The organism is Dorea sp. AM10-31 (assembly GCF_003435815.1).
GTDB classification, from domain to species: domain Bacteria; phylum Bacillota; class Clostridia; order Lachnospirales; family Lachnospiraceae; genus Dorea_D; species Dorea_D hominis.
Map to the genome: position 1 here is coordinate 156,944 of NZ_QTUV01000004.1, position 24,508 is coordinate 181,451.

The 24,508-nt window shown below is 41.6% G+C and carries 23 protein-coding genes, 1 tRNA gene and 1 riboswitch; of the genes, 19 read left to right on the plus strand and 5 right to left on the minus strand.

Annotated elements, in window-relative coordinates:
* Positions 1-222: 222 nt before the first annotated feature.
* The 11 genes from DW125_RS08495 (at position 223) to DW125_RS08545 (ending at position 10,959) form a co-directional block, all read left to right on the plus strand.
* Complete coding sequence (locus DW125_RS08495; protein WP_117537838.1) at positions 223-2,103, plus strand: Ig-like domain-containing protein; 1,881 nt, start codon at positions 223-225, stop codon at positions 2,101-2,103.
* 375 nt (positions 2,104-2,478) lie between these two features.
* Complete coding sequence (gap, locus tag DW125_RS08500; protein WP_117537839.1) at positions 2,479-3,504, plus strand: type I glyceraldehyde-3-phosphate dehydrogenase; 1,026 nt, start codon at positions 2,479-2,481, stop codon at positions 3,502-3,504.
* Between the two features lie 339 nt (positions 3,505-3,843).
* A complete protein-coding gene (locus DW125_RS08505; RefSeq protein ID WP_021859601.1) occupies positions 3,844-4,416 on the plus strand; it encodes a 2-oxoacid:acceptor oxidoreductase family protein in 573 nt (190 codons plus the stop codon).
* Complete coding sequence (locus DW125_RS08510; protein WP_021859600.1) at positions 4,416-4,718, plus strand: 4Fe-4S binding protein; 303 nt, start codon at positions 4,416-4,418, stop codon at positions 4,716-4,718. The genes DW125_RS08505 and DW125_RS08510 overlap by 1 nt, the downstream gene beginning before the upstream one ends.
* A 1-nt stretch (position 4,719) precedes the next feature.
* Complete coding sequence (gene porA / locus DW125_RS08515; protein WP_021859599.1) at positions 4,720-5,901, plus strand: hypothetical protein; 1,182 nt, start codon at positions 4,720-4,722, stop codon at positions 5,899-5,901.
* 17 nt (positions 5,902-5,918) lie between these two features.
* The gene (locus DW125_RS08520) at positions 5,919-6,851 is read left to right on the plus strand and encodes a thiamine pyrophosphate-dependent enzyme (protein ID WP_021859598.1); all 933 of its coding nucleotides are present in this window, start codon (positions 5,919-5,921) and stop codon (positions 6,849-6,851) included.
* 62 nt (positions 6,852-6,913) lie between these two features.
* A riboswitch (TPP riboswitch) is annotated at positions 6,914-7,021 on the plus strand.
* A 147-nt stretch (positions 7,022-7,168) separates the two neighbouring features.
* On the plus strand, positions 7,169-7,366 hold the full coding sequence (thiS, locus tag DW125_RS08525; RefSeq protein ID WP_021859597.1) for a sulfur carrier protein ThiS: 198 nt from the start codon (positions 7,169-7,171) through the stop codon (positions 7,364-7,366).
* 136 nt (positions 7,367-7,502) lie between these two features.
* Positions 7,503-8,159, plus strand: coding sequence for a sulfur carrier protein ThiS adenylyltransferase ThiF (gene thiF / locus DW125_RS08530; RefSeq protein ID WP_408640167.1), 657 nt, complete (start codon positions 7,503-7,505; stop codon positions 8,157-8,159).
* Positions 8,160-8,191: 32 nt separating this feature from the next.
* A complete protein-coding gene (locus tag DW125_RS08535; RefSeq protein WP_021859595.1) occupies positions 8,192-8,965 on the plus strand; it encodes a thiazole synthase in 774 nt (257 codons plus the stop codon).
* Positions 8,966-9,004: 39 nt separating this feature from the next.
* Positions 9,005-10,219 (plus strand): 2-iminoacetate synthase ThiH, encoded by a 1,215-nt coding sequence (gene thiH, locus DW125_RS08540; RefSeq protein ID WP_117537840.1) that lies wholly within the window; start codon positions 9,005-9,007, stop codon positions 10,217-10,219.
* A 104-nt stretch (positions 10,220-10,323) separates the two neighbouring features.
* Positions 10,324-10,959, plus strand: a complete 636-nt coding sequence (locus DW125_RS08545) for a thiamine phosphate synthase (RefSeq protein ID WP_021859593.1) — start codon at positions 10,324-10,326, stop codon at positions 10,957-10,959.
* Between the two features lie 93 nt (positions 10,960-11,052).
* On the opposite strand, the gene mgtE is transcribed toward DW125_RS08545, so the two are convergent.
* Positions 11,053-12,447 carry a magnesium transporter gene (gene mgtE / locus DW125_RS08550; protein WP_117537841.1) on the minus strand — a complete coding sequence of 465 codons (1,395 nt, stop codon included), beginning with the start codon at positions 12,445-12,447 and terminating at the stop codon, positions 11,053-11,055.
* Between the two features lie 457 nt (positions 12,448-12,904).
* On the opposite strand from mgtE, the gene DW125_RS08555 reads away from it, so the two are divergent.
* Positions 12,905-13,459 carry a carboxymuconolactone decarboxylase family protein gene (locus DW125_RS08555; protein ID WP_021859701.1) on the plus strand — a complete coding sequence of 185 codons (555 nt, stop codon included), beginning with the start codon at positions 12,905-12,907 and terminating at the stop codon, positions 13,457-13,459.
* A 263-nt stretch (positions 13,460-13,722) separates the two neighbouring features.
* Here DW125_RS08555 and DW125_RS08560 read toward each other — a convergent pair.
* A tRNA-Leu gene (locus DW125_RS08560) sits at positions 13,723-13,806 on the minus strand.
* Positions 13,807-13,937: 131 nt separating this feature from the next.
* Positions 13,938-15,056 (minus strand): DUF4317 domain-containing protein, encoded by a 1,119-nt coding sequence (locus DW125_RS08565; RefSeq protein WP_117537842.1) that lies wholly within the window; start codon positions 15,054-15,056, stop codon positions 13,938-13,940.
* Positions 15,057-15,303: 247 nt separating this feature from the next.
* On the opposite strand from DW125_RS08565, the gene sdaAB reads away from it, so the two are divergent.
* Genes sdaAB through DW125_RS08580 form a run of 3 tightly spaced genes read left to right on the plus strand, consistent with a single transcriptional unit; the run spans position 15,304 to position 17,562 of the window.
* On the plus strand, positions 15,304-15,975 hold the full coding sequence (gene sdaAB, locus DW125_RS08570; RefSeq protein WP_117537843.1) for an L-serine ammonia-lyase, iron-sulfur-dependent subunit beta: 672 nt from the start codon (positions 15,304-15,306) through the stop codon (positions 15,973-15,975).
* Between the two features lie 25 nt (positions 15,976-16,000).
* Positions 16,001-16,870, plus strand: a complete 870-nt coding sequence (gene sdaAA, locus DW125_RS08575) for an L-serine ammonia-lyase, iron-sulfur-dependent, subunit alpha (RefSeq protein ID WP_117537844.1) — start codon at positions 16,001-16,003, stop codon at positions 16,868-16,870.
* Between the two features lie 56 nt (positions 16,871-16,926).
* A complete protein-coding gene (locus tag DW125_RS08580) occupies positions 16,927-17,562 on the plus strand; it encodes an endonuclease III domain-containing protein (RefSeq protein WP_021859705.1) in 636 nt (211 codons plus the stop codon).
* Between the two features lie 226 nt (positions 17,563-17,788).
* On the opposite strand, the gene DW125_RS08585 is transcribed toward DW125_RS08580, so the two are convergent.
* Positions 17,789-18,025 (minus strand): hypothetical protein, encoded by a 237-nt coding sequence (locus DW125_RS08585; protein WP_117537845.1) that lies wholly within the window; start codon positions 18,023-18,025, stop codon positions 17,789-17,791.
* A 260-nt stretch (positions 18,026-18,285) separates the two neighbouring features.
* On the opposite strand from DW125_RS08585, the gene DW125_RS08590 reads away from it, so the two are divergent.
* The gene (locus DW125_RS08590) at positions 18,286-20,874 is read left to right on the plus strand and encodes a cation-translocating P-type ATPase (RefSeq protein ID WP_117537846.1); all 2,589 of its coding nucleotides are present in this window, start codon (positions 18,286-18,288) and stop codon (positions 20,872-20,874) included.
* A 64-nt stretch (positions 20,875-20,938) separates the two neighbouring features.
* Here the strand turns inward: DW125_RS08590 and yfcE are convergent, their stop codons facing one another.
* Positions 20,939-21,484: a phosphodiesterase gene (gene yfcE, locus DW125_RS08595; RefSeq protein WP_021859708.1), complete on the minus strand. Its 546-nt coding sequence runs from the start codon at positions 21,482-21,484 to the stop codon at positions 20,939-20,941.
* A gap of 534 nt (positions 21,485-22,018) precedes the next feature.
* Here yfcE and DW125_RS08605 point away from each other — a divergent pair.
* The 3 genes from DW125_RS08605 (at position 22,019) to DW125_RS08615 (ending at position 24,467) form a co-directional block, all read left to right on the plus strand.
* Positions 22,019-22,819 (plus strand): SDR family NAD(P)-dependent oxidoreductase, encoded by an 801-nt coding sequence (locus tag DW125_RS08605; protein WP_117537877.1) that lies wholly within the window; start codon positions 22,019-22,021, stop codon positions 22,817-22,819.
* Positions 22,820-23,035: 216 nt separating this feature from the next.
* Positions 23,036-24,043 (plus strand): beta-ketoacyl-ACP synthase III, encoded by a 1,008-nt coding sequence (locus DW125_RS08610; protein WP_117537848.1) that lies wholly within the window; start codon positions 23,036-23,038, stop codon positions 24,041-24,043.
* Between the two features lie 199 nt (positions 24,044-24,242).
* Entirely contained in the window at positions 24,243-24,467 is a 225-nt protein-coding gene (locus DW125_RS08615) for an acyl carrier protein (protein ID WP_021859711.1), read from the plus strand.
* Positions 24,468-24,508: the final 41 nt, after the last annotated feature.

The following is a 24,508-nucleotide window of genomic DNA, read 5'->3' on the forward strand; positions in this document are numbered from 1 at the left end:
AATAACGAATAAAAAAATTCCCGGCATGTACATAATCGGATGTGTATGTCGGGAATTTTGCTGCTATAGTATCCGATGACGATTATTGATAATAAATATCAATAAAAATCTATAAGTGCTTTTATATATCAAAAATACCAATTGGAGTGAAAGTTTCTATTGCAGTAAAATATTATCAGGGATTATATGCCCTGATACAAATTTACAAAAGGAGGGTAAATCATGAAAAATTTTATGAAAAAGGCTGCGGCAGCAATGATTGCTATGTTAGCAGTTGTAGCAGTTTTCGGTACAAGCGTACCGGCACAGGCAGCGTCCAAAGCACCGAAGAGCCTTTCCGTGAAGGTAACAACAAAAACAGTTGATATCAAAGGAAAGTCTACAATTTCGGTCAAATCAGTAAAGCCTGCAAATGCAAGCAAGGCAGTTACTTACAAATCAAGCAACAAGAAGATTGCAACCGTATCTTCCAAAGGTGTTGTAACAGGTAAGAAAGCCGGAAAGGTAAACATTACTGTAACATCCAAGAAGAACAAAAAAGTGAAAAAAGTTGTGAAGATTACTGTTAAGAACTTAAAACCAAGCAGTGTTAAAGTAAGTGTTGTCAAAGCAACTGTAGTAGTCGGAAAAACAAACACACTGAAAGCAGCTGTAAAACCGGCTGGCGTATACTGCCCTGTAAAATGGACAAGCAGCAACAAAGCAGTAGCAACTGTAAGCAGCAATGGGAAAGTAACAGCTAAGAAAGCCGGTACAGCAACAATTACTGTAAAAGCAACACAGAAAAACAGCAAAGGCAAATATCTGTCAACTGCATGCAAAGTTACAGTTGTAGATAAGACTCCGGCATCCGTATCCAAACAGCAGGTATATGTATCGCCGGAATGGTTAAAGAGCGCAATGTCCGGACTTCAGAAAGGATATGAAAATGTATTCGTATCAGAAGTTGCATGGGGAGACACAGCAGGAGATAAAAACTATAATGCAGGTCATATCCCGGGAGCATATCATATCAACTCAGATGCAGTAGAATATGACGACTGTGCTCCATGGCCATATGGAGACGGAAAAGATGACTTTGGCCTTTACGATGAAAAAGATGTAAAACCGGAAGACAATTTCAATATCCGCAGTGGTAAACAGTTAAGTGAGTTCCTGAAGAGAAACGGAATTACAAAAGATACAAAAGTAGTTTTATACGGCAGAAGTGCATCTGATTCTAGCGTAACAAGAGTTGCGTTTGCAATGCTTTATGCAGGAGTTGAAGACGTAAAAGTTGTCGATGGCGGTATGCAGGCATGGAAAGCTGCCGGATACGATGTGGAGACAAAAGTAAACGAGCAGAAAGCCGGAGGAGATAATTACAGCTTCGGTACAACTGTTCCGGCGCATCCAGAGTACATCCTGTCAGCAGAGGATGCAAAAGACAAACTACAGAATGACGCAAACTTCCGTCTGGTAAGTATCCGTTCTACAAAAGAATTTGAAGGCGAAGAAACAGGTTATGGATATATCGACTATGCAGGAGAGCCTTTAGGTGCTGTATGGGGACATAACACAGATGATGGAAGCTATGTTGAAAACGGTAAAGTTGTAGGAATCGACAAAGTAAAATCTATCCTTGCAGAGTCTGACTCTTCTTTAGACAATGAATTATCATTCTATTGCGGAACCGGATGGAGAGCTACAATCCCATTCCTGATCTGCTATCAGAATGGTGTGAAGAACATCAGCGTGTATGATGGCGGATGGTGGTTATGGCAGCTGAATTGGCAGAAAGACAAAGCTGCATGGCCAATCCAGGACGTATCTGCAGATGTTGTAAAGAACTATGCACAGCTTAGCTTTGCAGCAGAAGAAGTAAACAAAGATGCTTCCGGTAAAATGCTTGTTGCAGGAGCTTCTGCAGCAGAAAATAAACTGGCTTGCTGGCCGGCACGTGTAAGCAGTAAAGTTGTTTACGGCTCTTCCGACAAGAAGGTTGCAACAGTAGATGCAACTGGAAAAGTTACAGCAGTCGCAGCAGGAGAAGCTACTATTACTGCAAGAACAAAAGCTGGAAATAAGGCAACATACAAAGTTGTTGTAAGCCCGGCTCAATAAAATGAATCTAAGTGCTTACAGGTATGAAATGGTTTAAGCATAATGATTTATAAATAAAGAATATAATACGAATAAAATGGTGCTTTGCGCAGATACGCAGGGCACCATTTTCTATATAATAGGAAACTTCATTTCTATTCTTTTTAATCTTGATTAGGAGATTGTCAGACGGAGGCATATTCAGTCAGAAATAGCTGTGAAAAAAATCGAAATCTTGTTAAATATTTACGTATCCCGTTAAATGATTAATTACTGTCAATTCGGTAGTATTCCGGGAAAAAGTATGTTACACTCGCGATAGATTGTGGCGGACTGTTATTGCAAATGGGGAAAGATACAAAAGTATTAATATGTCATACACAGGAGGTATTTATTATGGCAATAACAATTGGCATCAACGGATTTGGACGCATTGGCAGAGTCGCATTCCGTATTGCCATCAATCAGCCGGAGCAGTTTAAACTTTGTGGGATCAACGTAAGAAACGCTGATCTGGATTATATTCTTTATATGATCCGTTACGATTCAATATTCGGACGTTTTCAGGGAACGCTCGAAAGGTATGAGGATGGAATCATCGTCAATGGTGAGAAGATTCGTGTATACTCGGAAAATGATGCTGCAGACATTCGTTGGGGGGAATGTGGAGCAGAATATATTATAGATGCGACAGGTGCTTACTGTACTACAGAGAAAGCAATGGCACATATCAAAGGTGGCGCAAAGAAAGTAATCATTTCCGCACCTGCTAAAGACCAGGATACACCGACATTTGTAATGGGAATCAACCACGAACTTTATCAGCCGTCTATGCATGTTGTTTCGAATGCGTCGTGTACAACAAACTGTCTTGCACCATTGTGTAAAGTCTTAGAAGACAATTACGGAATTGAGTATGGATTAATGTCTACGATACATTCTGCTACAGCTAAGCAGAAAGTAGTTGACTGCCGTTCACTTAAAGACTGGCGTACAGGACGTGCCGTATTTGGCAACCTGATCCCATCCACAACAGGAGCTGCAAAAGCGATTTCACTCGTTATTCCAACATTAAAAGATCGCATGAATGGGATTTCTTACCGTGTACCGACTTCAGATGTATCCATTGTGGATCTGAATGTTGCTTTAAAAATAGAAACCAGTTACGAAGATATTTGTAAGAAAATGAAAGAAGCTTCAGAGACATATCTGAAAGGAATTTTAGATTATATCGATGACGAAGTAGTATCTTCTGATTTTATCGGAGACAGCCATGCATCATCCTTTGATGCACGTGAAGGAATCCAGATCAATGGACATTTCTTTAAGCTTATCAGCTTCTATGATAATGAGTGGGGGTACACAAATCAGATATTCCGCCTGATCAAACATATGTATCAGGTAGATAACGGTATCAAATAGTGATACCAGGGTTGTAGAATGAAAAAGTAAAGATATAAGAAAAAGTAAATATCCGTAATAACAGTCGAAAGCCACGAAAAAGCATCCCAGGAGAATTGTCGATGAGCAGATCTTCTGGGGTGCTTTTTCGTGGTGAGATGTTTCTGTGGACTTGTGAGATACAAGTTGATTCTTGGTGTCTTACGCCGGAAAAGTATCTACATCTGCAAGAAAAAGCAAGATGCAGATGCAATTCTCAAGAATTATAAAAAACATAAAAACAGAGTGCGCTCTAGACATGCGCATATTTATACAGTATAATCAGAGTAATACTAATTTTTAAAGAAAGGAATACGAAAGATGAGTAATCATACAGAAATCAGATGGCACGGTCGTGGTGGTCAGGGTGCAAAAACAGCCGCATTGTTGCTGGCAGATGTAGCATTCCAGACAGGCAAATACGTACAGGGTTTTCCGGAGTATGGCCCGGAACGTATGGGAGCACCGATTACAGCATATAACCGAATCAGCGATACAAAGATCCGTGTACATTCTAATATTTATGATCCACAGTATGTAGTTGTAGTAGATGAATCCTTACTGGAATCCGTGGATGTGACTAGCGGTTTGAAAAAAGATGGAGCAATTCTTGTAAATACACAGCGCACAAAAGAGGAGATCATTCCGCATCTTCATGGATACGAAGGAGAAGTTTATATTATTGACGCACACAAAGTCTCAATGGAGGCAATGGGAAAATATTTCCCGAACACACCACTTCTTGCTGCAATTGTAAAAGTAGCAGGGATTATGGATGAGGAGACTTTCTTAAGAGAAATGAAAGCATCCTTCAAGCACAAATTCGCCAGCAAGCCGGAAGTTATTGACGGCAATATGAAAGCACTTGAGATGGCATTTAAGGAGGTGCACTAATGGCTACAGATATCAGTAAATTAGGTGTAAAAGCAACATGGGAAGAGCTGACAGAAGGTATGATCGTTGCCGGTGCAGGAACCTCCAAAGAGTTCAACACAGGGGAATGGTCAGAAGTAAAACCAGAATTTATCGCAGATAAATGTAAACAGTGTCTACTTTGTGTACCGGTCTGTCCGGACAGCTGCATCCCGGTAAAAGACATGAAGAGACTGGATTTTGACTATGGACACTGCAAAGGATGTGGCATTTGCGTAAAAGCATGTCCATTTGACGCAATTAAGATGGAAGGGGTGAAATAAGATGGGAAAAAGAGAACGTTTATCAGGAAATGAAGCGGTTGCAATCGCATTGAGACAGATTAATCCAGATGTGTTCCCGGCATTCCCGATTACTCCGTCCACAGAGATTCCACAGTATTTCGCTTCTTTTGTAGCAAACGGACAGGTAGATACAGAGTTTATTCCGGTAGAGAGTGAGCACAGTTCCATGAGCGCTGCAATCGGAGCTTCGGCAGCAGGAGCAAGAAGTTTGACAGCGACTTCTTCCTGCGGACTTGCCTATATGTGGGAAGAATTATATATTGCGGCATCTAATAGACTGCCGTTAGCACTGGCTCTTGTAAACCGTGCACTTTCCGGCCCGATCAACATCAACTGTGATCATTCCGACAGTATGGGAGCAAGAGATGCAGGCTGGATCCAGATTTACGCAGAAAATAATCAGGAAGCATATGACAACATGGTGCAGGCATATCGCATTTCCGAACATGCAGATGTCAGACTGCCGATCATGATCTGTCAGGATGGATTTATCACCAGTCATGCAGTAGAAAATATCGAATTACTGGATGACGCAGAGGTAAAGAATTTCGTTGGAGAATATGAACCGGAGAATTATCTTCTGAATCCGGAATGCCCGATGGCAGTTGGTCCATATGCAATCACAGATTATTATATGGAAGCAAAACGCTCGCAGGCAGAAGGCATGAAACACGTACCGGCAGTTGTAGAGGAGGTTGCAAAGGAATTTGCAAAAGTATCCGGACGTGAATATGGTCTGTTTGAATCTTACTGCATGGAAGATGCTGAACGTGCAGTTGTAATGATCGGTTCTGCAGCAGGAACAACAAAAGATGCAATTGACCGCTTAAGAGAACAGGGAGAGAAAGTCGGACTTGTGAAGATCCGTCTGTTCCGCCCATTTCCGGCTGATGAGATCGCGGAGACGCTCAAAAATGTGAAAGCAGTTGCAATTATGGACCGTGCAGAAAGCTATACGAACCATGGCGGACCGTTAGGTGCAGATGTGATGAGTGCATTATACCGCGCAAAAGCAGATGCGCTGGCAGTGAATTACATCTACGGTCTTGGCGGACGTGACGTGCGCGTAGAAGACATGGAAGGCGTATTTGAAGCCCTGAAACAGATGATCGCAGATGGCGATGCAGGAGAAACCTACCGCTATCTTGGAATTAGAGAATAAGGAGGGCCGTAGAGAAGATGAGTTATAATTTTAAAGAGACAATGAATAAATCAGAGCGTCTGGCGCCAGGACACAGAATGTGTGCCGGATGTGGTGGAACAATCGCAGTTCGTAATGTACTGCGCGGTCTTCATGAAGGTGATAAAGCAGTCATCGGAAATGCAACAGGATGTCTGGAAGTATCCACATTTACATACCCATACACAGCATGGGAAGACAGCTACATTCATAATGCATTTGAAAATGCAGGCGCAACCATGAGTGGTGTGGAAGGTGCTTACAAAGCATTAAAACGAAAAGGAAAATTAGACGAAACATACAAATTTATCACATTTGGTGGTGACGGTGGTACTTATGATATTGGTCTGCAGTCACTGTCCGGAGCAATGGAGAGAAATCAGGATCTGGTATATGTCTGTTATGACAACGGTGCTTACATGAATACCGGCATCCAACGTTCTTCTGCAACACCGATGTATGCAGATACAACAACTACACCGGTAGGAAGCGAGAGTAACGGAAAACCACAGAACAGAAAAGATCTTGCATCTGTAATTGCTGCGCATGATATTCCGTATGTGGCACAGACAACGTTTGTACAGAACTTTAAAGATCTGCATATCAAATCCGAAAAAGCGATTTATACACCAGGCGCTGCTTTCTTAAATATTATGGCACCATGTCCGCGTGGATGGAGATACAATACGCCGGATATTATGGAGATTTGCAAACTTGGTGTAGAGACATGCTACTGGCCGTTATTTGAGGTCGTAGAAGGAAAATGGATTCTGAACTATGAGCCGAAGAAGAAACTCCCAATCGAAGATTTCTTAAGACCACAGGGAAGATTCAAACATCTTTTCAAGAAAGGCAATGAGTATCTGTTAGAGGCTTTCCAGAAAGAAGTAGACAGAAGATGGGAAGAACTTCAGTTCAGATGCTCCAGATAAGGATGTGATATAAAATATATTTGACAGATCTGTGAAATACATTTATACTGGAGAGGAACAATCAAATAGAACCGGGGAGCTTATGTGATAGGCTGAGAGGAAGTTTAAAACTTCGACCCATATACCTGATTTGGATAATGCCAACGTAGGAACGCAAGGAATATGCTATGAGCGGAAGATACTTTGGTATCTTCCGTTTTTGTTATTAACAGGTATAAAAGATTGAGAGTGAACAAGAGTTCATGAAGGGGCGCACCACCGCGGGTACGTTTCTTTGTGAACTCTTTTTTTCTAAGATTAAAAGGAGGTGTAGTGAAATGATCACAGTAAATGGAAAAGAGATTCAGATGAAACAGTCAATATCTGTTGCTGCTTATCTGGAAAACGCAGGATATCAGATGAAAAGGATTGCGGTAGAGTTAAATGGAGATATTCTTCCGAAATATGAATATTCCGATACGATGTTGAAAGACGGTGATCGTCTGGAAGTTGTGACATTTGTCGGAGGAGGCTAAAGCGGAAGAAAGAGTAGTCCGGGACAGAAAGAGATGAGCACAGGGATTATGACAGTTGCGTGAGGAAATCGATGAGGAAAAAGAAGTTCCGGACCAAAAAGAGATGAGCCAGGAAGTTAATGACATAAAGGAGAAAATGATGGAAGGACAGACAACAAAGACATTAACAAAAGAAGAGATCCAGGCGGCGTTGGAAGAACGTCATTCGCCGGAGATCCAGAAAAAATTATCTGCCGGACATGTGACAATTGCCGGACTTGGTGGGCTTGGATCAAATGTGGCGTATGCACTTGCAAGAATTGGTGTCGGGCATTTGCACTTGATTGATTTTGATGTAGTGGATATTACGAATCTGAACCGGCAGCAGTACTTTATGGAACATCTTGGAATGTATAAAACCGATGCGTTGAAATCGCTGCTTTTGAAAATCAATCCATATCTTGATATCCGGACGGACTGCGTGAAAGTGACAGAAGAGAATCTGATTTCTCTTTTTGAAGATGCAGGAATTGTATGCGAAGCGTTTGATAATCCAGAGGCAAAAGCAATGCTGGTAAATGGAATTCTACAGCATTTTCCGAAAAAGAAACTGGTATCGGCAACCGGAATGGCAGGCTATGGGAGCAGTAATACAATTCGCACAGAACATCTGATGAAGAACTTTTACCTGTGTGGTGACCGTGTGACAGAGCCAGGTTATGGAAATGGACTGATGGCGCCAAGAGTTGCAATCTGCGCTGCCCATGAAGCAAATATGATCACACGCTTGCTTCTTGGTGAGGAAGAGATATAAATCAAAAAATAATAAGAAAAGAGGACAAACATATGAGTACAAAAGACACATGGAGTCTGGGAGGACACACATTTACATCCAGATTTATTTTAGGATCAGGAAAATTTTCACTGGATCTTGTAAAAGCATGCATTGAAAAAGCAGATGCGCAGATCATTACACTGGCGCTTCGCCGCGCAAATGAAGGCGGACTGGCAAATATTCTGGATTATATTCCGGACAATGTAACATTACTTCCGAATACATCCGGAGCAAGAAATGCAGAAGAAGCTGTCAGAATCGCAAGATTATCAAGAGAAGTTGGATGCGGGGATTTTGTAAAAATCGAAGTTGTCCGCGACTCCAAATATTTATTGCCGGATAATTACGAAACAATAAAAGCAACGGAAATTCTTGCAAAAGAAGGATTTGTAGTTATGCCATATATGTATCCGGATCTGAATGCGGCAAGAGCGCTGGCAGATGCCGGAGCAGCATGCATTATGCCACTTGGAGCGCCGATCGGTTCCAATAAAGGACTTGCGACGAAAGAATTTATACAGATTCTCATTGATGAAATGGATCTACCGATCATCGTGGATGCCGGAATCGGTCGCCCATCACAGGCATGCGAAGCAATGGAAATGGGCGCAGCGGCAGTGATGGCAAATACAGCAATCGCAACAGCAGGTGATGTTCCGGTCATGGCAGAAGCATTTAAGAAAGCAATCGAGGCAGGGCGCAGTGCTTATCTGTCCGGACTTGGAAGAACAATCGAAAGAGGTGCCAGCGCATCCTCTCCGCTTACGGGATTTTTAGAGGATTAATCTTAACAAAAATTGCAAAAATATAAGAAGGTAAAAAAGATGGAAAATCAACATATCAATGAAAGTATATTAAGTGAGGAGATTCTGGAAGATCAGAAGAAAAACAGAATCGATCATATGACATATTTGCCGGGAATGGAAGATATCGGCTCAGAAGTGTTGAATCAGGTTGTAGAAGCTATGCAAGCTTACGATTATGATAAATACACGGCGGCAGATGTAAAGCGGGCAATCGCACACACATCCAGAACACCAGAAGATTTTGCGGCGCTTTTATCACCTGCGGCACTTCCGTTTATAGAAGAAATTGCACAGGCAGCAAAAGACGAGACACGCAGACATTTTGGAAACAGTGTGTATATGTTTACGCCGATTTATATTGCAAATTATTGCGAGAATTATTGTATTTACTGTGGATTCAACTGTCACAATAAAATTAACCGTGCGCAGTTAAATGATCAAGAAATTGAGAAAGAAATGCAGGCAATTGCAGAAACTGGATTACAGGAAATTCTCATTCTGACTGGGGAGAGCAGAAGTAAGTCCACAGTGGAATATATCGGAAATGCATGTAGGATTGCAAGAAAATATTTCAAAGTAATCGGACTTGAAATCTATCCGGTCAATTCAGACGAATATGCATATTTACACGAATGTGGTGCAGATTATGTGACCGTATTCCAGGAAACGTACAATTCTGATAAATATGAAACATTACATTTGGCAGGACATAAACGTATTTATCCATATCGTGTTAATGCACAGGAGCGTGCTTTAAAAGGTGGCATGCGTGGTGTCGGATTCGGCGCACTTCTGGGATTGGACGATTTCCGCAAAGATGCATTTGCAACCGGATATCATGCATATTTATTACAGAGAAAATATCCACATGCTGAAATTGCATTTTCCTGTCCACGGTTGCGTCCGATCATCAATAACGACCGGATCAACCCGATGGATGTGCATGAGACACAGCTGTTGCAGGTTGTTTGCGCATATCGTCTCTTTATGCCATTTGCAAGCATTACCGTATCAACAAGAGAGTGCGCACGCGTGCGAGATCATCTCGTAGGTATTGCGGCTACTAAGATTTCTGCAGGAGTCAGCACCGGAATCGGAAGCCATGTGGAAGATATCGAGGACAAAGGCGATGATCAGTTTGAAATTTCTGATGGCAGAAGTGTGAAGGAAGTTTATGATGCATTGCTGAAAAATGATCTGCAGCCGGTCATGAGTGATTATATTTATGTATAGAGAATTATAAGATATAAAGAGATTATATTTTCGTAAAGAAATAAAATGCACGAAGCGATTATATTTTATGTGTGAACAAGTAAAAGATATAAAGAGATTATAGTATGTGTAAAGAAATAAAAAATACGGATGATAGATGTACAAATGAGAAAGTGCAAGGGTTTCATGTAGTTGCAGTGACAAACCGTACATTAAGCAAGAGACCATATTTAGAACAGATCCGAAAAATTTGTGAATGGGGACCGGATGCCATAATTTTGCGGGAAAAAGATCTGACCGAAAAAGAATATAAAGATCTTGCAGAGAAAGTGCTGGCAATCTGCAAAGAGTATCAGGTTCCATGTATTTTGCATACATTCTATCAAGTGGCGATGGAATTGCCGTGTGACGGCCTTCATTTGCCACTGCCATTGTTACGGGAAGTGACGGCTGGGAAAAGTGCATCTGGGCGGTGGAGAGAAAAATTTGCGAAACTTGGCACTTCTGTACATTCTGTAGAAGAGGCCATAGAAGCAGAAAAACTCGGTGCAACCTACATAACAGCAGGGCACATTTACGCTACAGACTGCAAAAAAGGGCTGCCGCCGAGAGGCTTGCTCTTTTTACGAGAAGTCTGTGAAGCTGTAGATATTTCTGTATATGGAATCGGTGGAATAAAATTCCACATGGACCAGTGGATAGAATTGGGAAAATGTGGAGCAATTGGTGGGTGTATCATGTCTGGCATGATGAAAATGTAAAAAACCGCAAAAGGGGACGGGGATTTTCTAGAAAATCCCCGTCCCCTTTTGCGGTTGCACCTGTCCCTTTTTAGAAAATCCCCGTCCCCTTTTCTAACCTGCTAAATGCATCAGGTTGATTAAAAGGATCCAACTAAGTCCGTAATAGGATACGACGGCAACAAGGTCGTTGACGGTTGTAATAAGTGGCCCGGATGCGACAGCCGGATCGACATGTATTTTCTTGAAGAAAAGAGGAATACATGTGCCAACGGCGCCGGAAATAACCATTGCCAATAACAGTGAAGCACCGATACAGCCGGAGACTGCATAGGCGAACAGGAAACTCTTTCCTTTGAAAAGTGCAATATACAATCCGATTAATACAAAGGACAGAACACCAAGGATGAAACCATTGGAAAATGCAATTTTCATTTCTTTTAATACAAGTTCAAATTTTTGTTTTCCGGTTAATGACTCGTCCATGAGGACACGAATCGTAACAGCAAGCGACTGTGTACCGACATTTCCGGCCATATCCAAAATCAGTGACTGGAAACACATAATTAATGTAAGCTGGCTTACAACTGTTTCAAATAATCCGACAACAGAAGAAACAACCATGCCAAGACCTAACAGAACCAGAAGCCACGGAAGACGCTTTTTAATACTCTCGCGCAATGGCTCTTTCAAATCTTCTTCAGCGGTCAATCCGGCGAACTTTGCATAGTCTTCACCCATCTCGTCATCAACCAGGTCTACCATACTCTGGGATGTGATGACACCTAGCAGTTTGTTTTCATTGTCAAGAATCGGGATAGAATCCTCGGAATAATCTTTTAACTTTTCAATACAATCATCAATCAGTTCATTTCCATATACATAAGGATAAGACGTTACGATCAAGTCTTCCAACGGCTGATCCTGTCTTGCGATGATCAGATCTTTCAGATCCATAGCACCATAAAAAGTCTGTTTGTCTGTCACCATAAATATAGTAGAAATATTATCATTTTTTGCCGCCTGGTCAATAAGGCTGCTCATTGCCTGCTTGACCGTGAGATTTTCACGGATCATAATGCAGTTGGTTGTCATTTTGCTACCGATTTCTTCCTCGTCGAAAGAAGCAATAATGGCGATGTCTTTTCTGGCATCATCATCCATCAGTTCGATAAAAAGATTCTTTTTGTCTTTTGGAACCATCTGCAAAACATCTACAACGGCATCTGTTTCCATTGCAGACAAAATTAATGCCGCTTTTTTGACATCAATTTCATTCAAATATTCTGCTGCTTCTTTTTCATCGGTGTGTTCAAAGATATCAGAAAGCATATCCAGGTCGAGAATACGACAAAGTTTGACACGCTCTTTTACGGTCAGTTCCGGAAAAACTTCTGCGAGATCATTCTCGTGGTAGTCTTCCAGTTTGTTTCGCATAATCCCCGGAGAGGTGTTGCTCCGGATGATTTTTAGAATCTCCGGTGTGTAATTCTGTGTTTTATTTTCCATTTTTACCTCCAAGTTGCTATGTGATTTTCAGTTGTTTAAGATCCTTAAGAAATGAAAATCAGGGCATGGAAAATAGAATCAAAAATTATAGAAAATAACAGCATCGACTGTTGCTTGTTTCCGATTCTATATTCTTACTTCGCCCGTGACTATCACAACCGTCCATGCTGTTCACCTGCCTTTAAAATAATTTTAGAAATGATTGTTGGAATTATTGCGAAAATTACAAAATCTTCCGTAGAATATTATAGCCTTTTCGATAATGAGGCGCAAGTGCTTTTATATGTAATAAAGTAAATTTACATCGTTTTAACAGAAATACATTTGTCAAAACACCAAAAAAACAAACAAAAAAGTGAGAAAATGTGAATTATGATTGACGGAAAATGTGGAAAGTAGTATTATGTTCCTATAAACCTACTGAAAGAATATGTTATAAAATGGAGGGCATTAAGAAATGGCAAGAGTAGCATTTACAAATGAAAAAGAAGCTACAGGAAAAGAACTGGAAGCTTATCTTGAGTTAAAGAATCAGGGAAAATTAACAAATATGAAAGAAGCACTGCTTCAGGATTATGCAACATATGACGCATTTATGGGATGGTATACATCATGGAACAGACTGGTTGAAATTATTGGACAGCGTGCAGCAATTGTTTATGCACATTCTGTATCTTCAACAAACGGATGCCTTCTGTGCTCCTTATTCTTCGTAAGCGATTTAGCAGAGATCGGAATTGATCCATCTAACTTTGAACCAACTGAGAAAGAAGCACTTCTGAAGAGTCTTGCAGAGCAGATCGTTAAGAACCCTACAAAAGTATCTGACGAAACATTTACAGAGTTAAAGAAATATTACACTGACAAAGAGATCGTAGTTATTGTTGGATTTGCATGCCAGATGATGGCAACAAATAATTTCAACTCTGTATTACAGATCGATGTTGACCAGAGACTGATCCCAATTCAGGACAAGTTTGAGCCTGCAACATGGAGAGATGCTATTAAATAAGTTTCGCAGGAAAATAGTAAGGGAACGAAAAAGACTTCATTTTTGGGCGTGCCCAGGGTGAAGTCTTTTGTTTTGTTCGCCAAATACAGATCCTTGTGCAAGCACAAATCTGTACTTGGCTCATCGTATACACAGAGACAAGATACGCTCTCGAGAATCTTGCTCTGATTAGCGGTCGTTAAATGCTGTCATGCAAATATGATGCATTTGCTTCGTTGCCATAACAAAAAAACTCTTGATTACTCAAGAGTTCTTATCGCTAGTGCGGAGAAAGGGACTTGAACCCTCACAGGATAAACTCCCACTAGAACCTGAATCTAGCGCGTCTGCCATTCCGCCATCTCCGCTCGCTGACAAAAAGTATAATATCACATTCTGGCAGATAATGCAAATGTTTTTTTGCATTATTTTGAAAAAATATGCAAATTTTTATTTGCACTCAATTGTAAAACGAAAGTCCATACTTTTTATCCCATGCTTAATGGACTTCAATTCCATTGACTTCCAGATGTTCATCAATCGGAATAACGAGACATTTCCGCCCGTCAATTTCTCGGGTTTCAACGAGATCAGACCGCTCCGGGTTTACTTTCAGAACAATATCCGGAGTTTCAATCTGGAAAGTTTTTGTGCTTGCAATATTGGCGGCAAGTAATGTCTGTTTTTCGCCGACCACTTCCTCAAACTCCTCATCGAAAGTTTCGAGATGTTCCTGGGAAGCGCCGCTTCTGGCAAGAAGATTCTTCATTTCCGGTTTGCCGAGTTCTAGCGGTTCCGGTGTTTCTTTGGCTTCTTCGATCATTTCATTCAGATTATCGTGAATATTTCTTACAACTTCATAATCACAATCTTCCCCCAGTGTGTCACTGATGATCGTTTGGAAAGATGCTTTCTGATCTTTTGCGGTAAGTGGGATCTGGCTTCCGAGAACATTTTCAATGAAGTCCGGCTGCAGCTCTTCTGGTTTCTTGGAGTAATACAGAACTCCGTGAAGATCACTTGCACGGTCATTAAATGCCGGGAAGAGGAAACCTTTGACAGGTAATTCCACAAACCAGTCGCGGATACGGTCCTCAATATTGTTCGTCTCTGCATTGTATGTAAGTCCCGCTTTGGTAAGATTTACCGGACAGATACTGCACATGATATGTTCATATACAGTATCGGAAGCATCGAACATCTCCAGACCGTCTGAAGATTTGCCCGGCACATCATAGACCGCATGGATCAGTATGATGTAATAATTTTCTGGGTAAATATAATTTTCAATGACCTTATCGTAAAATTCCTCAACCAGAAGATCATCGGTAAGCTTGCTGTCACGGAGCTTTAAGAGAAATTCCTGCGTTCCACCCGGCATCTCCTGCTCTGTCGGAAATTCCATGTTCATCAGATTTTTCCCAAGTGTTCCGGATAACGTATGTTTGAAAATATCAAAATATTTGAAGGCTTCTTCTTCCGGCATGGAAAGAAAAGCCTTTTTCAGTTCTGTCTTTTTTTCTTTCTCGTGATCCACATAGCAGCCGCAAATACGTGTAATTGCACAGTTTTCCGGCGTGAACTGCTTGCGGATTTCCAGTACTTCTTTCTTGTTCATAGGTCATACACTCCCTTTTTTAGACTGACTTCAATGTTAGCATATCATGACTTTGTTTACAAGTTTGCAGTGTCAAAATAGATGAATACAGGAGTGGAAAGTGCGGTGGAAATTATGTGATTTTTATAACAAAAAAGAGAAAGAAAATAAGTAGAACGGCGTACAGAAAAAGATTGTAAAGAGAGGTGAGAAAACGTATAATAAGAAGTAGATATGTGTCAAAAAATAGAAAAGAGAGGGTAAAAAAATGGGAAATATCTTTGATATTTTAGGACCGGTTATGATCGGTCCATCAAGCTCCCACACAGCAGGTGCAGCGCGCATCGGTCTTATTGCAAGACAATTGTTCGGGAGACAGCCAGAGAAAGCTACAGTATATCTGCATGGCTCATTTGCTGCAACGGGGAAAGGACACGGAACGGACAAAGCACTGATCGCAGGATTATTGGGGATGCTGCCAGACGATATGCGGATTCCGGTAAGTTTTGATGTAGCAAAAGAAGAAGGCATGGAATTTACAATTGAGAACAAGGACATTAAAGGTGCACACCCGAATACAGCACAGATTGTGATGGAAGCAGAAGGTGTTCCGACGATGAAGATGCAGGCACATTCCATCGGTGGTGGTCGTATCAAAGTCTGCAAGCTGGATGGAATAGACGTGAATTTCAGCGGTGAGACATGCACTTTGATTATTCGAAATATAGATGAACCTGGACGGATCATGGATGTATCATCAGCACTTTCCAAAGCGGAGATTAATATTGCGACAATGCAGGTATTTCGCGATAAACGTGGCGGCTGTGCGGTAATGGTTGTTGAGACAGATCAGGTGATTCCGAAGGAAGCAATCGAAGATCTGGAAAGTAAGCCGGGAATTATCCGGGTAAAATTCCTGGATCCGAACGGAGTAGAGTAAGAATAGTAAAAGGAGATAGAAGCGTATGTCATATCAATCAATGGAAGAAGCGCAGCTACGCTGCAAAAAAGATGGCATTCCATTCTGGAAGGCTGTACAGATAGAAGATGCAAATGAAAGAGGAGTTACACTGGAGAACTCCTGGAAACAGATGACAGGTATGTGGCAGTCTATGCTGGAAAACCTGGATGCCTATGAAGAGAATCTGGTTTCACAAAGTGGAATGGTCGGAAAAGACGGCGGTCAGATGGATGTCTACAGAGAGAATGAGAAACCGTTATGTGGCGATTTTATGGCAAAAGTTATGGCAAATGCATTGAAAATGGGCTGTAATAATGCATGCATGAAGAGAATAGTAGCAGCACCGACTGCTGGAGCATGTGGTGTACTTCCGGCAGTTCTTGTTACTTATTATAGAGAGTATCAGGTGCCGGAGGAAACGATGATAGAAGCATTATATGTAGCAGCAGGTCTGGGACAGATCATAGCCAACAGAGCATATCTTGCAGGTGCATCAGGTGGATGTCAGGCTGAGATCGGTTCCGGCTCCGGGATGGCAGCAGGTGCAATCTGTCATGTACGTGGCGGTAACAGTGAAGTGATCGCCAATGCATGTGCAATGGCGCTTAAGAATCTGATGGGACTGGTATGCGATCCGGTAGCGGGACTGGTAGAAGTCCCATGTGTGAAGAGAAATGTCGGAGGTGCAGTGAATGCACTGGCAGCTGCAGATATGGCGCTGGCTGGAATTACAAGTAAGATCCCGATCGATCAGGTGATTGATGCAATGAAAGATGTTGGAGATAAGATGGATGTCACTCTTCGTGAGACGGGTATCGGTGGTGTCGCAGGCACACCGGCAGGACAGGCTGTTGCAGAAAAACTGGGTATGTAATACATCATTCCAAGATTACAGATGATTAGTGATGGCAGCAAGAAGGAGCAGACAGAATGACAAAAAAACAAAGAGCACTTGAAGTAATAGAACGTTTGAAAAAGAGATATCCGGATGCGGACTGTACATTGGACTATGATCAGGCATGGAAGCTACTGGTAAGTGTGAGACTTGCCGCACAGTGTACGGATGCCAGAGTGAATATAGTCGTTGAAACATTGTATGATAAGTATCCGACGGTGAAAGCGCTGGCACAGGCTTCACCGGAAGAGATTGAAGAAATTGTCAGACCATGCGGACTTGGCAAAAGTAAGGCAAGAGATATCAGCGCCTGCATGAAGATTCTGGATGAACAATACGACGGAAATGTACCGGATGATTTTCAAGCGCTTCTGAAACTTCCAGGTGTTGGGCGTAAAAGCGCAAACCTGATTATGGGAGATGTGTTTGGAAAACCTGCGATCGTTACAGATACACACTGTATCCGGCTGTCTAACCGGATCGGACTGGTAGATGGAATCAAAGATCCGAAGAAAGTAGAGATGGAACTATGGAAGATCATCCCTCCGGAAGAAGGAAGTGAGCTCTGCCATCGTCTTGTATATCACGGAAGAGAAGTCTGTACAGCACGGACAACGCCACACTGTGACAGATGCTGTCTGGCAGATATCTGTAAAAAAGTGGGAGTCTGAAGTATCATGTCGTTTTTGAAGAATGTCAGTGACAGATTCTTCATATATAGCTAAAAGTCAGACTATAAAGGTAGTAATAAAAAACAGCACGGTAATATCTGAAAATGAGGGAATTCCTCAGAAAGATATTGCGGTGCTGCTTTTGTATTGCCCTAATATCCGGAAAAAACTGTCAGTGGCAGGCTTTGTAGCTCGCTTTAGCATTGCCCGACAGAAACAACAGGTCTTAAGAGTTCATATTTTTCAAGGTTTCCATTAATTCAAGATCGCTGCTTTTTAATTTTACGTTAGTACAGTAATTTTTTCCTTCTGGCGTAGTTACATTTATTTCAATAATAGTTCCTTCTACAAGAGCATTCTGTGATACGGCATTCAAAAACAATGGGAATTTTGGATGATTCCGGCGAAATGTTTCCATGGCATTTTTCATTTTTGATAACATGGTAATCTGATTGAAATTCATAGATGTTCTGTCTCCTTTTCTTATTTGCTTTTACGATTATAACGAAGAATAGACAGATAGTCAAAAGATATTTTGTGATAATATTTTAAAGTATGTTATGATAAAACTAAGAAACTATTTACAGAATCTTTAGATTTGCAGATGGAAAAATGTGCTAAGATGATATAGAAGATTGGGGAGAATTGTAGGAGTATACAGTACGGAATAATTCGTATGGCATTTTTTAATCCTAACATAAAATAAAAGGAGGCAGGGACTAAATGAAAAGAAAAAAGCCCGCCGGTTGGAAATATAAAAAAGAAAGACAGAATTACTATAAAAATAAAGGCTATAAGGACGAACCTTTTGATGAAGGAATAACAGAAACATTTACAAAAACAGGTGTTAGAAAGAGAACTACAGACCGTTACGAGCCGGATTATGAGATCGGGCTTTCAGCGGCACAGGTGGCTAAGCACAGAGCAGATGGCTGGTCGAATATAGCGGTAGATCCGCCGTCAAAGACAACAGGAGAAATAATACATGAGAATGTATTTACTTATTTTAACCTGATTTTTCTCGTACTGGCAATTTTACTTTGCCTTGTCGGAGCGTTCAGGGATTTGACATTTCTTCCGGTTATTATTTTTAATACATTGATCGGTATCATACAGGAAGTCCGCGCAAAAAGAGTACTGGATAATCTGAATATGTTAAATGCACCGCATGCCAGTGTGGTAAGAGACGGTAAGATATCCAGAGTAGATGCACAGGAGCTTGTTCTGGATGATATTGTAATTTTTAAAGCGGGAAATCAGATACCGGCAGATGCGATTGTTGTGGCAGGCGAGGTGCAGGTCAATGAGTCGCTGCTTACCGGAGAATCGGATGAGATTACGAAGCAAAAAGGCGACTCGCTGATGTCGGGAAGCTTTGTTGTGGCAGGTCAGTGTCATGCAAGACTGGATGCAGTTGGTGCTGATTCGTATATTTCAAAACTGACTCTGGAAGCAAAGCAGATGCAACAGGGTGAACAGTCGGAGATGATCCGTTCTCTTGACAAACTGGTCAAATTTGTCGGAATTGCGTTGATCCCGATTGGAATTGTTTTATTTGTGCAGAGCTTCTTTATGAACCATGATCCGTTCCGGTCAAGTATTACATCTATGGTAGCAGCTGTGATCGGTATGATCCCGGAAGGTTTATACTTGCTTGCAAGTGTTGCGCTGGCAGTAAGTTCCATGAGACTTGCCAGCAAGAAAGTATTGCTGCATGACATGAAGAGTATCGAGACGCTTGCGCGTGTAGATGTATTGTGCGTCGATAAGACAGGAACGATTACCGAACCATCTATGTGTGTGAAGCAACTGGTAGCAGTTACAGCAGATGAAAAAGATAATGAAGAAAAAGAAGAAACCGAAGAAAAAGAAATCGGTGAGAAAAAGTCAGCAGGAAAACCAGATGAAAAGGAGCTCCGTACGTTAATTGGAGATTTTGCAAAAGCCATGAGCAATGATAATGCAACAATGGCGGCACTGAAAGAGTATTTCCAGGATAGAGACGGACGAAACGTGGTGAAGGTATTTCCTTTTACATCCGCAGTGAAATACAGTGCAGTGTGTTTGAAGGAAAAGGATGGCACAGAGAATAATTATGTACTTGGCGCACCGGAACTGGTGCTTCGGAAAGATTATGACCAGTGCAGGGATGAGGTCCAGAAATATGCCGGCAAAGGATATCGTGTGCTATTGTTTGGTAAATACGAAGGAGAACTGGACGGAGAACGTCTGAGAGATAAGGTGATTCCTTACGGCTATATTCTTCTGGCAAATCCAATCCGTCAGGAGGCACCGGAAACATTTGCCTATTTTGCAGAACAGGGAGTAGATGTGAAAGTTATTTCCGGTGATAACCCATTGACGGTTTCTGAGGTTGCAAAAGAAGCAGGAATTAAAAATGCAGATCGTTATATTGATGCGTCTACGCTTCGGACAGAAGAAGAGACAGCGGAAGCGATTGCGGAATATACTGTGTTTGGACGTGTTACACCGGCGCAGAAGCGTCAGTTTGTACAGGCTTTGAAAGCCCAGGGAAGAACCGTAGCAATGACGGGAGACGGAGTAAATGATGTACTGGCATTAAAGGATGCGGATTGTAGCGTTGCAATGGCATCCGGAAGTGACGCGGCGGTACAGGCATCACAGGTTGTGCTTCTGGAATCCAATTTTGCCTGTATGCCATCAGTTGTATTGGAAGGAAGACGTGTAGTAAATAATATCCAGAGATCAGCGAGTCTGTTCCTTGTAAAGAACATATTCTCCTTCCTGTTGTCATTGTTCTCGGTTGTATTTATGATTTCTTATCCGCTGGAACCATCACAGGTTTCGCTGATTAGTATGTTTACGATCGGAATACCGGGATTTTTCCTTGCGTTCCAGCCGAATAAAGATATTATTAAAGGACATTTCCTTACAAATGTTGTATTAAAAGCACTTCCGGCGGGGCTTACTGATGTACTTGCAGTTGGGGCACTGGTTGTGTTTGGGCAGGAATTCGGAGTTGGAGCAACGGCTATTTCGACAGCAGCAACTATGCTGCTTGCGGTTGTTGGATTTATGATATTGTACCGGATCTGTCAGCCTTTGAATCTTCTGCGCGGAATTGTGTGGATTGGGTCCATGACAGGTCTCATCCTCTGCAGTATCTTCCTGCCAAAGCTGTTTGCAATCACAGGGATGTCAGAAAAATGCATTATGTTGTTTGTGATTTTTTCCATTGCAACAGAACCGGTACTTCGTTATCTGACACTGTTAGTCAGTGGAATGCGTAATTTATATAGAAGAGTGTTTAAGAAAGAACAGAAAAATTAAGAAAAAAATAGATCGTGCCAGACAATGAGGTTGGACGCGATCTATTTTTTAATTTAAATTATTATTAAACCTTTTGGAGTGGCATAGGAATCTCTGCCCCATCAAGTTTTTTCCAGTGGAATTCACCGTCATAGATCATATACCCATGTGCAGAATTTTCCTTTGGAATAGAGACAGATCCCGGATTCATGTAAATGAAAGTTCCATTATCCTGGTGTGCAGGAATGTGTGTGTGTCCGTTTAAGAGAATGTCACCTTTTTTTAACATCGGTGGATTCTTCGGATTGTGATGATGACCATGGGTGGCGAAAATCGTATGTCCATCCAGTTCCAGGAAACCGTAGTCGGCAAGGATCGGGAATTCCAGAACCATCTGGTCAACCTCTGTATCGCAGTTCCCACGGACACAGAGCAGATGTTCTTTCATCGGATTCAACATAGCGATACATTCCTTTGGGTTATAATCTTTCGGAAGATCGTTACGTGGTCCATGATATAAAATATCGCCAAGAAGAAGCAGACGGTCTGCTTCTTCTTTTTTATATGCTTCCAGCATTTTTTTGCAGTAATAAGCTGAACCGTGAATATCGGATGCAATCATTAATTTCATTTTGTTACCTCATCTTTTCTTAAATTCTACCCCATATTCGCATATCGTGAAGCTAATGCTTTCTTTTTATGCTCATATCGAGGCGGGTCATAAAGCCATAAAACCGCTCTTGTGTAACATATCGTGTTTTCAGACTTTTGACCCTGACATCATACTTTATTGTAACAAGCTGGGGGACAAATGAAAAGAAAAATAAAGCAGATATTCAGGTGGGGATGGAATAAATAAGTATTCAAATGGCAATTTTCTAACAATAAGAAAGATTAGTAAAAAATTAACAAATATGACTGAAAATAAACGAAATTGTATATTGAATTCGCAGGAGCGATTTGCTATTATACTCTTATACCTTTCGCGCTGGGGAAGCGCAGTTGCCCATTTCGGGAAGTGTGCAGCCAGGATATGAAGCTGCTTAAGGGGAACTCGAAAGGACGAGAAGAAGACCACTCCACAGTGCAGGAGAGATAACTTGCAGGTGCCGTGACAGAAGGTATGGATCAGAAAAGACATAACGCACAGAAAGGAGTTAAAACTATGGGATTTTTAACAGGAAAAACAGCAATCATTACAGGAGGAGGACGCGCTGTATTAAGTGATGGAAGTTGCGGATCGATCGGATATGGTATTGCAACTGCTTATGCAAAAGAGGGCGCTAATCTTGTTATTACCGGAAGAAATGTAAAGAAGCTGGAAGATGCAAAAGAAGAATTAGAGAGATTATACGGAATTGAAGTGCTGCCGGTACAGGCAGATGTGAACGCCGGAGCGGACAATCAGGCGGCAGTTCAGAATGTAGTAAAACAGACAGTTGACAAATTTGGAAGAATTGATGTACTGATCAACAATGCACAGGCATCTGCTTCGGGTGTAACACTTGCAGATCACACAACAGAGCAGTTTGACCTTGCAGTATATTCCGGACTTTATGCAGTATTCTATTATATGAAAGCATGCTATCCTTACCTGAAAGAGACTAAAGGTTCAGTAATCAACTTCGCTTCCGGAGCAGGATTGTTTGGCAACTATGGACAGTGTGCATATGCGGCTGCAAAAGAAGGTATCCGTGGACTTACAAGAGTTGCAGCAACAGAATGGGGAGCAGATGGAATCAATGTCAATATTGTTTGCCCGCTTGCATGGACAGCACAGTTAGAGAATTTCCAGAAAGCATATCCTGACGCATTTAAGGCAAATGTTAAGATGCCGCCGGCAGGACACTACGGAGACGTTGAGAAAGAGATCGGACGTGCATGCGTACAGCTTGCTTCTCCGGATTTTAAATATATGAATGGTGAGACAATTACATTGGAAGGTGGAATGGGACAGAGACCATAATTGGTTGATGTGTACATACAGTTCAAACCCACCGCCGGTTTTGGAAATATCTCCTGACCGGCGGTGGGGTAATTTTTTAGGATAATATAATTTGAATATCAAAATACTTGACAAACAAAGGAAAAGAATATATACTTTGAAAGTCAAAATAATTCGTCGGAGATAAAATGCGATGTCACGATCTGTCTTCCGGCGGAAATATACAGAGGAATGAACATGATTGGAAGAATAACAGGAACGGGTTCTTATATCCCGTCATATTGTATGGATAATAACGACATTGCAAAATTAGTAGAAACCAGTGATGAATGGATTCAGGAACGCACCGGCGTGGCAAGGCGGCACATTATCACGAATGAGACAACCGTATCAATGGCAGCAGAGGCAGGAAAGCGTGCACTGGAAAATGCAAATGTCAGACCGGAAGAAGTAGATCTGATCCTTGTATCAACAATTTCTTCGAATGTAATACTTCCGTGTGCGGCATGTGAAGTGCAGAAAGAAATAGGTGCGTTAAATGCAACTTGTTTTGATTTAAGCGCAGCATGTACCGGATTTGTACTGGCATATAATACGGCAGCAGCTTATATTGCGGCAGGAATGTACCAGACAGTACTGGTTATTGGAAGTGAGAGCCTGTCGAATCTGACAAATTGGGAAGACCGTGGGACATGCATTTTATTCGGAGACGGAGCGGGAGCGGCAGTTGTACAGGCGTATGACGCACAGAATGAGGAAATAACGACAGACAGAATGTATTTTCCGGTGACACATTCCGATGGGAAAAGCGGAAAAGCACTTACGCTAAAGAGCAGACATGATGCAAATGGCCTTACAAAAAAGATCGATAAGGAAACAGTATTTGATGAAGAACATTTCATGCAGATGGACGGACAGGCAGTATTTAAATTTGCTGTAAAAAAAGTGCCAGAAGTCATAACGGAGACGCTCGAAAAGAACAAATTAAAGAAAGAAAACATCGCATGCTATATTTTGCACCAGGCAAATCGAAGAATCATTGAAGCGGTTGCCAGGAGACTGGATGAACCGATAGAAAAATTCCCAATGAATCTTAAGGAGTATGGCAATACATCTTCTGCCAGTATCCCGATTTTGCTGGACGAATGTAACCGTAAAGGGAAATTAAAGAGTGGCAGTAAAATTGTACTTGCCGGCTTTGGCGCAGGACTGACATGGGGTGCGACAATCATTCAGTGGTCATAGCATTTGGAATAATCAATCAGTGCAGTTTCGGCAGGCGACCGTATAAGGTCGAAATATCACAGAGATATAAAGAGCTGGAAAATTCCACCTTTATATAAAACGCCGGGAGAACATGACATCACAGGGAAGACTGCTTAGAAGATCTCCCAGCAGTATTTATAAGAACAGAAAAATAATGAAGATGAAGGAGAACAGACATATGTTAGAGAAAATTAAAGCGTTAGTAGCAGAAAACCTTGGAGTGGAAGAAAGCAAAATTACAGAGAACTCTTCTTTCAAAGAAGATCTGGGAGCGGATTCTCTTGACCTTTTTGAGATGGTCATGGGACTGGAAGAGGAATTTGAAATTGAAATCCCGACAGAAGATCTGGAACAGATCGTAACAGTTGGAGATGTTGTGAAATATATCGAAGCACATAAATAAAACAAGTGGCACAAAGTACAAATAAGTAAGTGAGGTTGAAC

What these genes read in the sequence shown, in the direction of transcription:
- DW125_RS08495 (WP_117537838.1), top strand. Translation starts at nt 223, where the DNA reads ATGAAAAATTTTATGAAAAAGGCTGCGGCAGCAATGATTGCTATGTTA.
- yfcE (WP_021859708.1), bottom strand. Translation starts at nt 21,484, where the DNA reads ATGAAATTAATGATTGCATCCGATATTCACGGTTCAGCTTATTACTGC.
- DW125_RS08505 (WP_021859601.1), top strand. Translation starts at nt 3,844, where the DNA reads ATGAGTAATCATACAGAAATCAGATGGCACGGTCGTGGTGGTCAGGGT.
- DW125_RS08585 (WP_117537845.1), bottom strand. Translation starts at nt 18,025, where the DNA reads ATGAATTTCAATCAGATTACCATGTTATCAAAAATGAAAAATGCCATG.
- thiF (WP_408640167.1), top strand. Translation starts at nt 7,503, where the DNA reads ATGATGGAAGGACAGACAACAAAGACATTAACAAAAGAAGAGATCCAG.
- DW125_RS08520 (WP_021859598.1), top strand. Translation starts at nt 5,919, where the DNA reads ATGAGTTATAATTTTAAAGAGACAATGAATAAATCAGAGCGTCTGGCG.
- mgtE (WP_117537841.1), bottom strand. Translation starts at nt 12,447, where the DNA reads ATGGAAAATAAAACACAGAATTACACACCGGAGATTCTAAAAATCATC.
- DW125_RS08615 (WP_021859711.1), top strand. Translation starts at nt 24,243, where the DNA reads ATGTTAGAGAAAATTAAAGCGTTAGTAGCAGAAAACCTTGGAGTGGAA.
- DW125_RS08555 (WP_021859701.1), top strand. Translation starts at nt 12,905, where the DNA reads ATGGCAAGAGTAGCATTTACAAATGAAAAAGAAGCTACAGGAAAAGAA.
- DW125_RS08545 (WP_021859593.1), top strand. Translation starts at nt 10,324, where the DNA reads ATGTGTAAAGAAATAAAAAATACGGATGATAGATGTACAAATGAGAAA.
- thiS (WP_021859597.1), top strand. Translation starts at nt 7,169, where the DNA reads ATGATCACAGTAAATGGAAAAGAGATTCAGATGAAACAGTCAATATCT.
- DW125_RS08565 (WP_117537842.1), bottom strand. Translation starts at nt 15,056, where the DNA reads ATGAACAAGAAAGAAGTACTGGAAATCCGCAAGCAGTTCACGCCGGAA.
- DW125_RS08610 (WP_117537848.1), top strand. Translation starts at nt 23,036, where the DNA reads ATGATTGGAAGAATAACAGGAACGGGTTCTTATATCCCGTCATATTGT.
- DW125_RS08590 (WP_117537846.1), top strand. Translation starts at nt 18,286, where the DNA reads ATGAAAAGAAAAAAGCCCGCCGGTTGGAAATATAAAAAAGAAAGACAG.
- gap (WP_117537839.1), top strand. Translation starts at nt 2,479, where the DNA reads ATGGCAATAACAATTGGCATCAACGGATTTGGACGCATTGGCAGAGTC.
- DW125_RS08605 (WP_117537877.1), top strand. Translation starts at nt 22,019, where the DNA reads ATGGGATTTTTAACAGGAAAAACAGCAATCATTACAGGAGGAGGACGC.
- DW125_RS08535 (WP_021859595.1), top strand. Translation starts at nt 8,192, where the DNA reads ATGAGTACAAAAGACACATGGAGTCTGGGAGGACACACATTTACATCC.
- thiH (WP_117537840.1), top strand. Translation starts at nt 9,005, where the DNA reads ATGGAAAATCAACATATCAATGAAAGTATATTAAGTGAGGAGATTCTG.
- porA (WP_021859599.1), top strand. Translation starts at nt 4,720, where the DNA reads ATGGGAAAAAGAGAACGTTTATCAGGAAATGAAGCGGTTGCAATCGCA.
- DW125_RS08580 (WP_021859705.1), top strand. Translation starts at nt 16,927, where the DNA reads ATGACAAAAAAACAAAGAGCACTTGAAGTAATAGAACGTTTGAAAAAG.
- sdaAA (WP_117537844.1), top strand. Translation starts at nt 16,001, where the DNA reads ATGTCATATCAATCAATGGAAGAAGCGCAGCTACGCTGCAAAAAAGAT.
- DW125_RS08510 (WP_021859600.1), top strand. Translation starts at nt 4,416, where the DNA reads ATGGCTACAGATATCAGTAAATTAGGTGTAAAAGCAACATGGGAAGAG.
- sdaAB (WP_117537843.1), top strand. Translation starts at nt 15,304, where the DNA reads ATGGGAAATATCTTTGATATTTTAGGACCGGTTATGATCGGTCCATCA.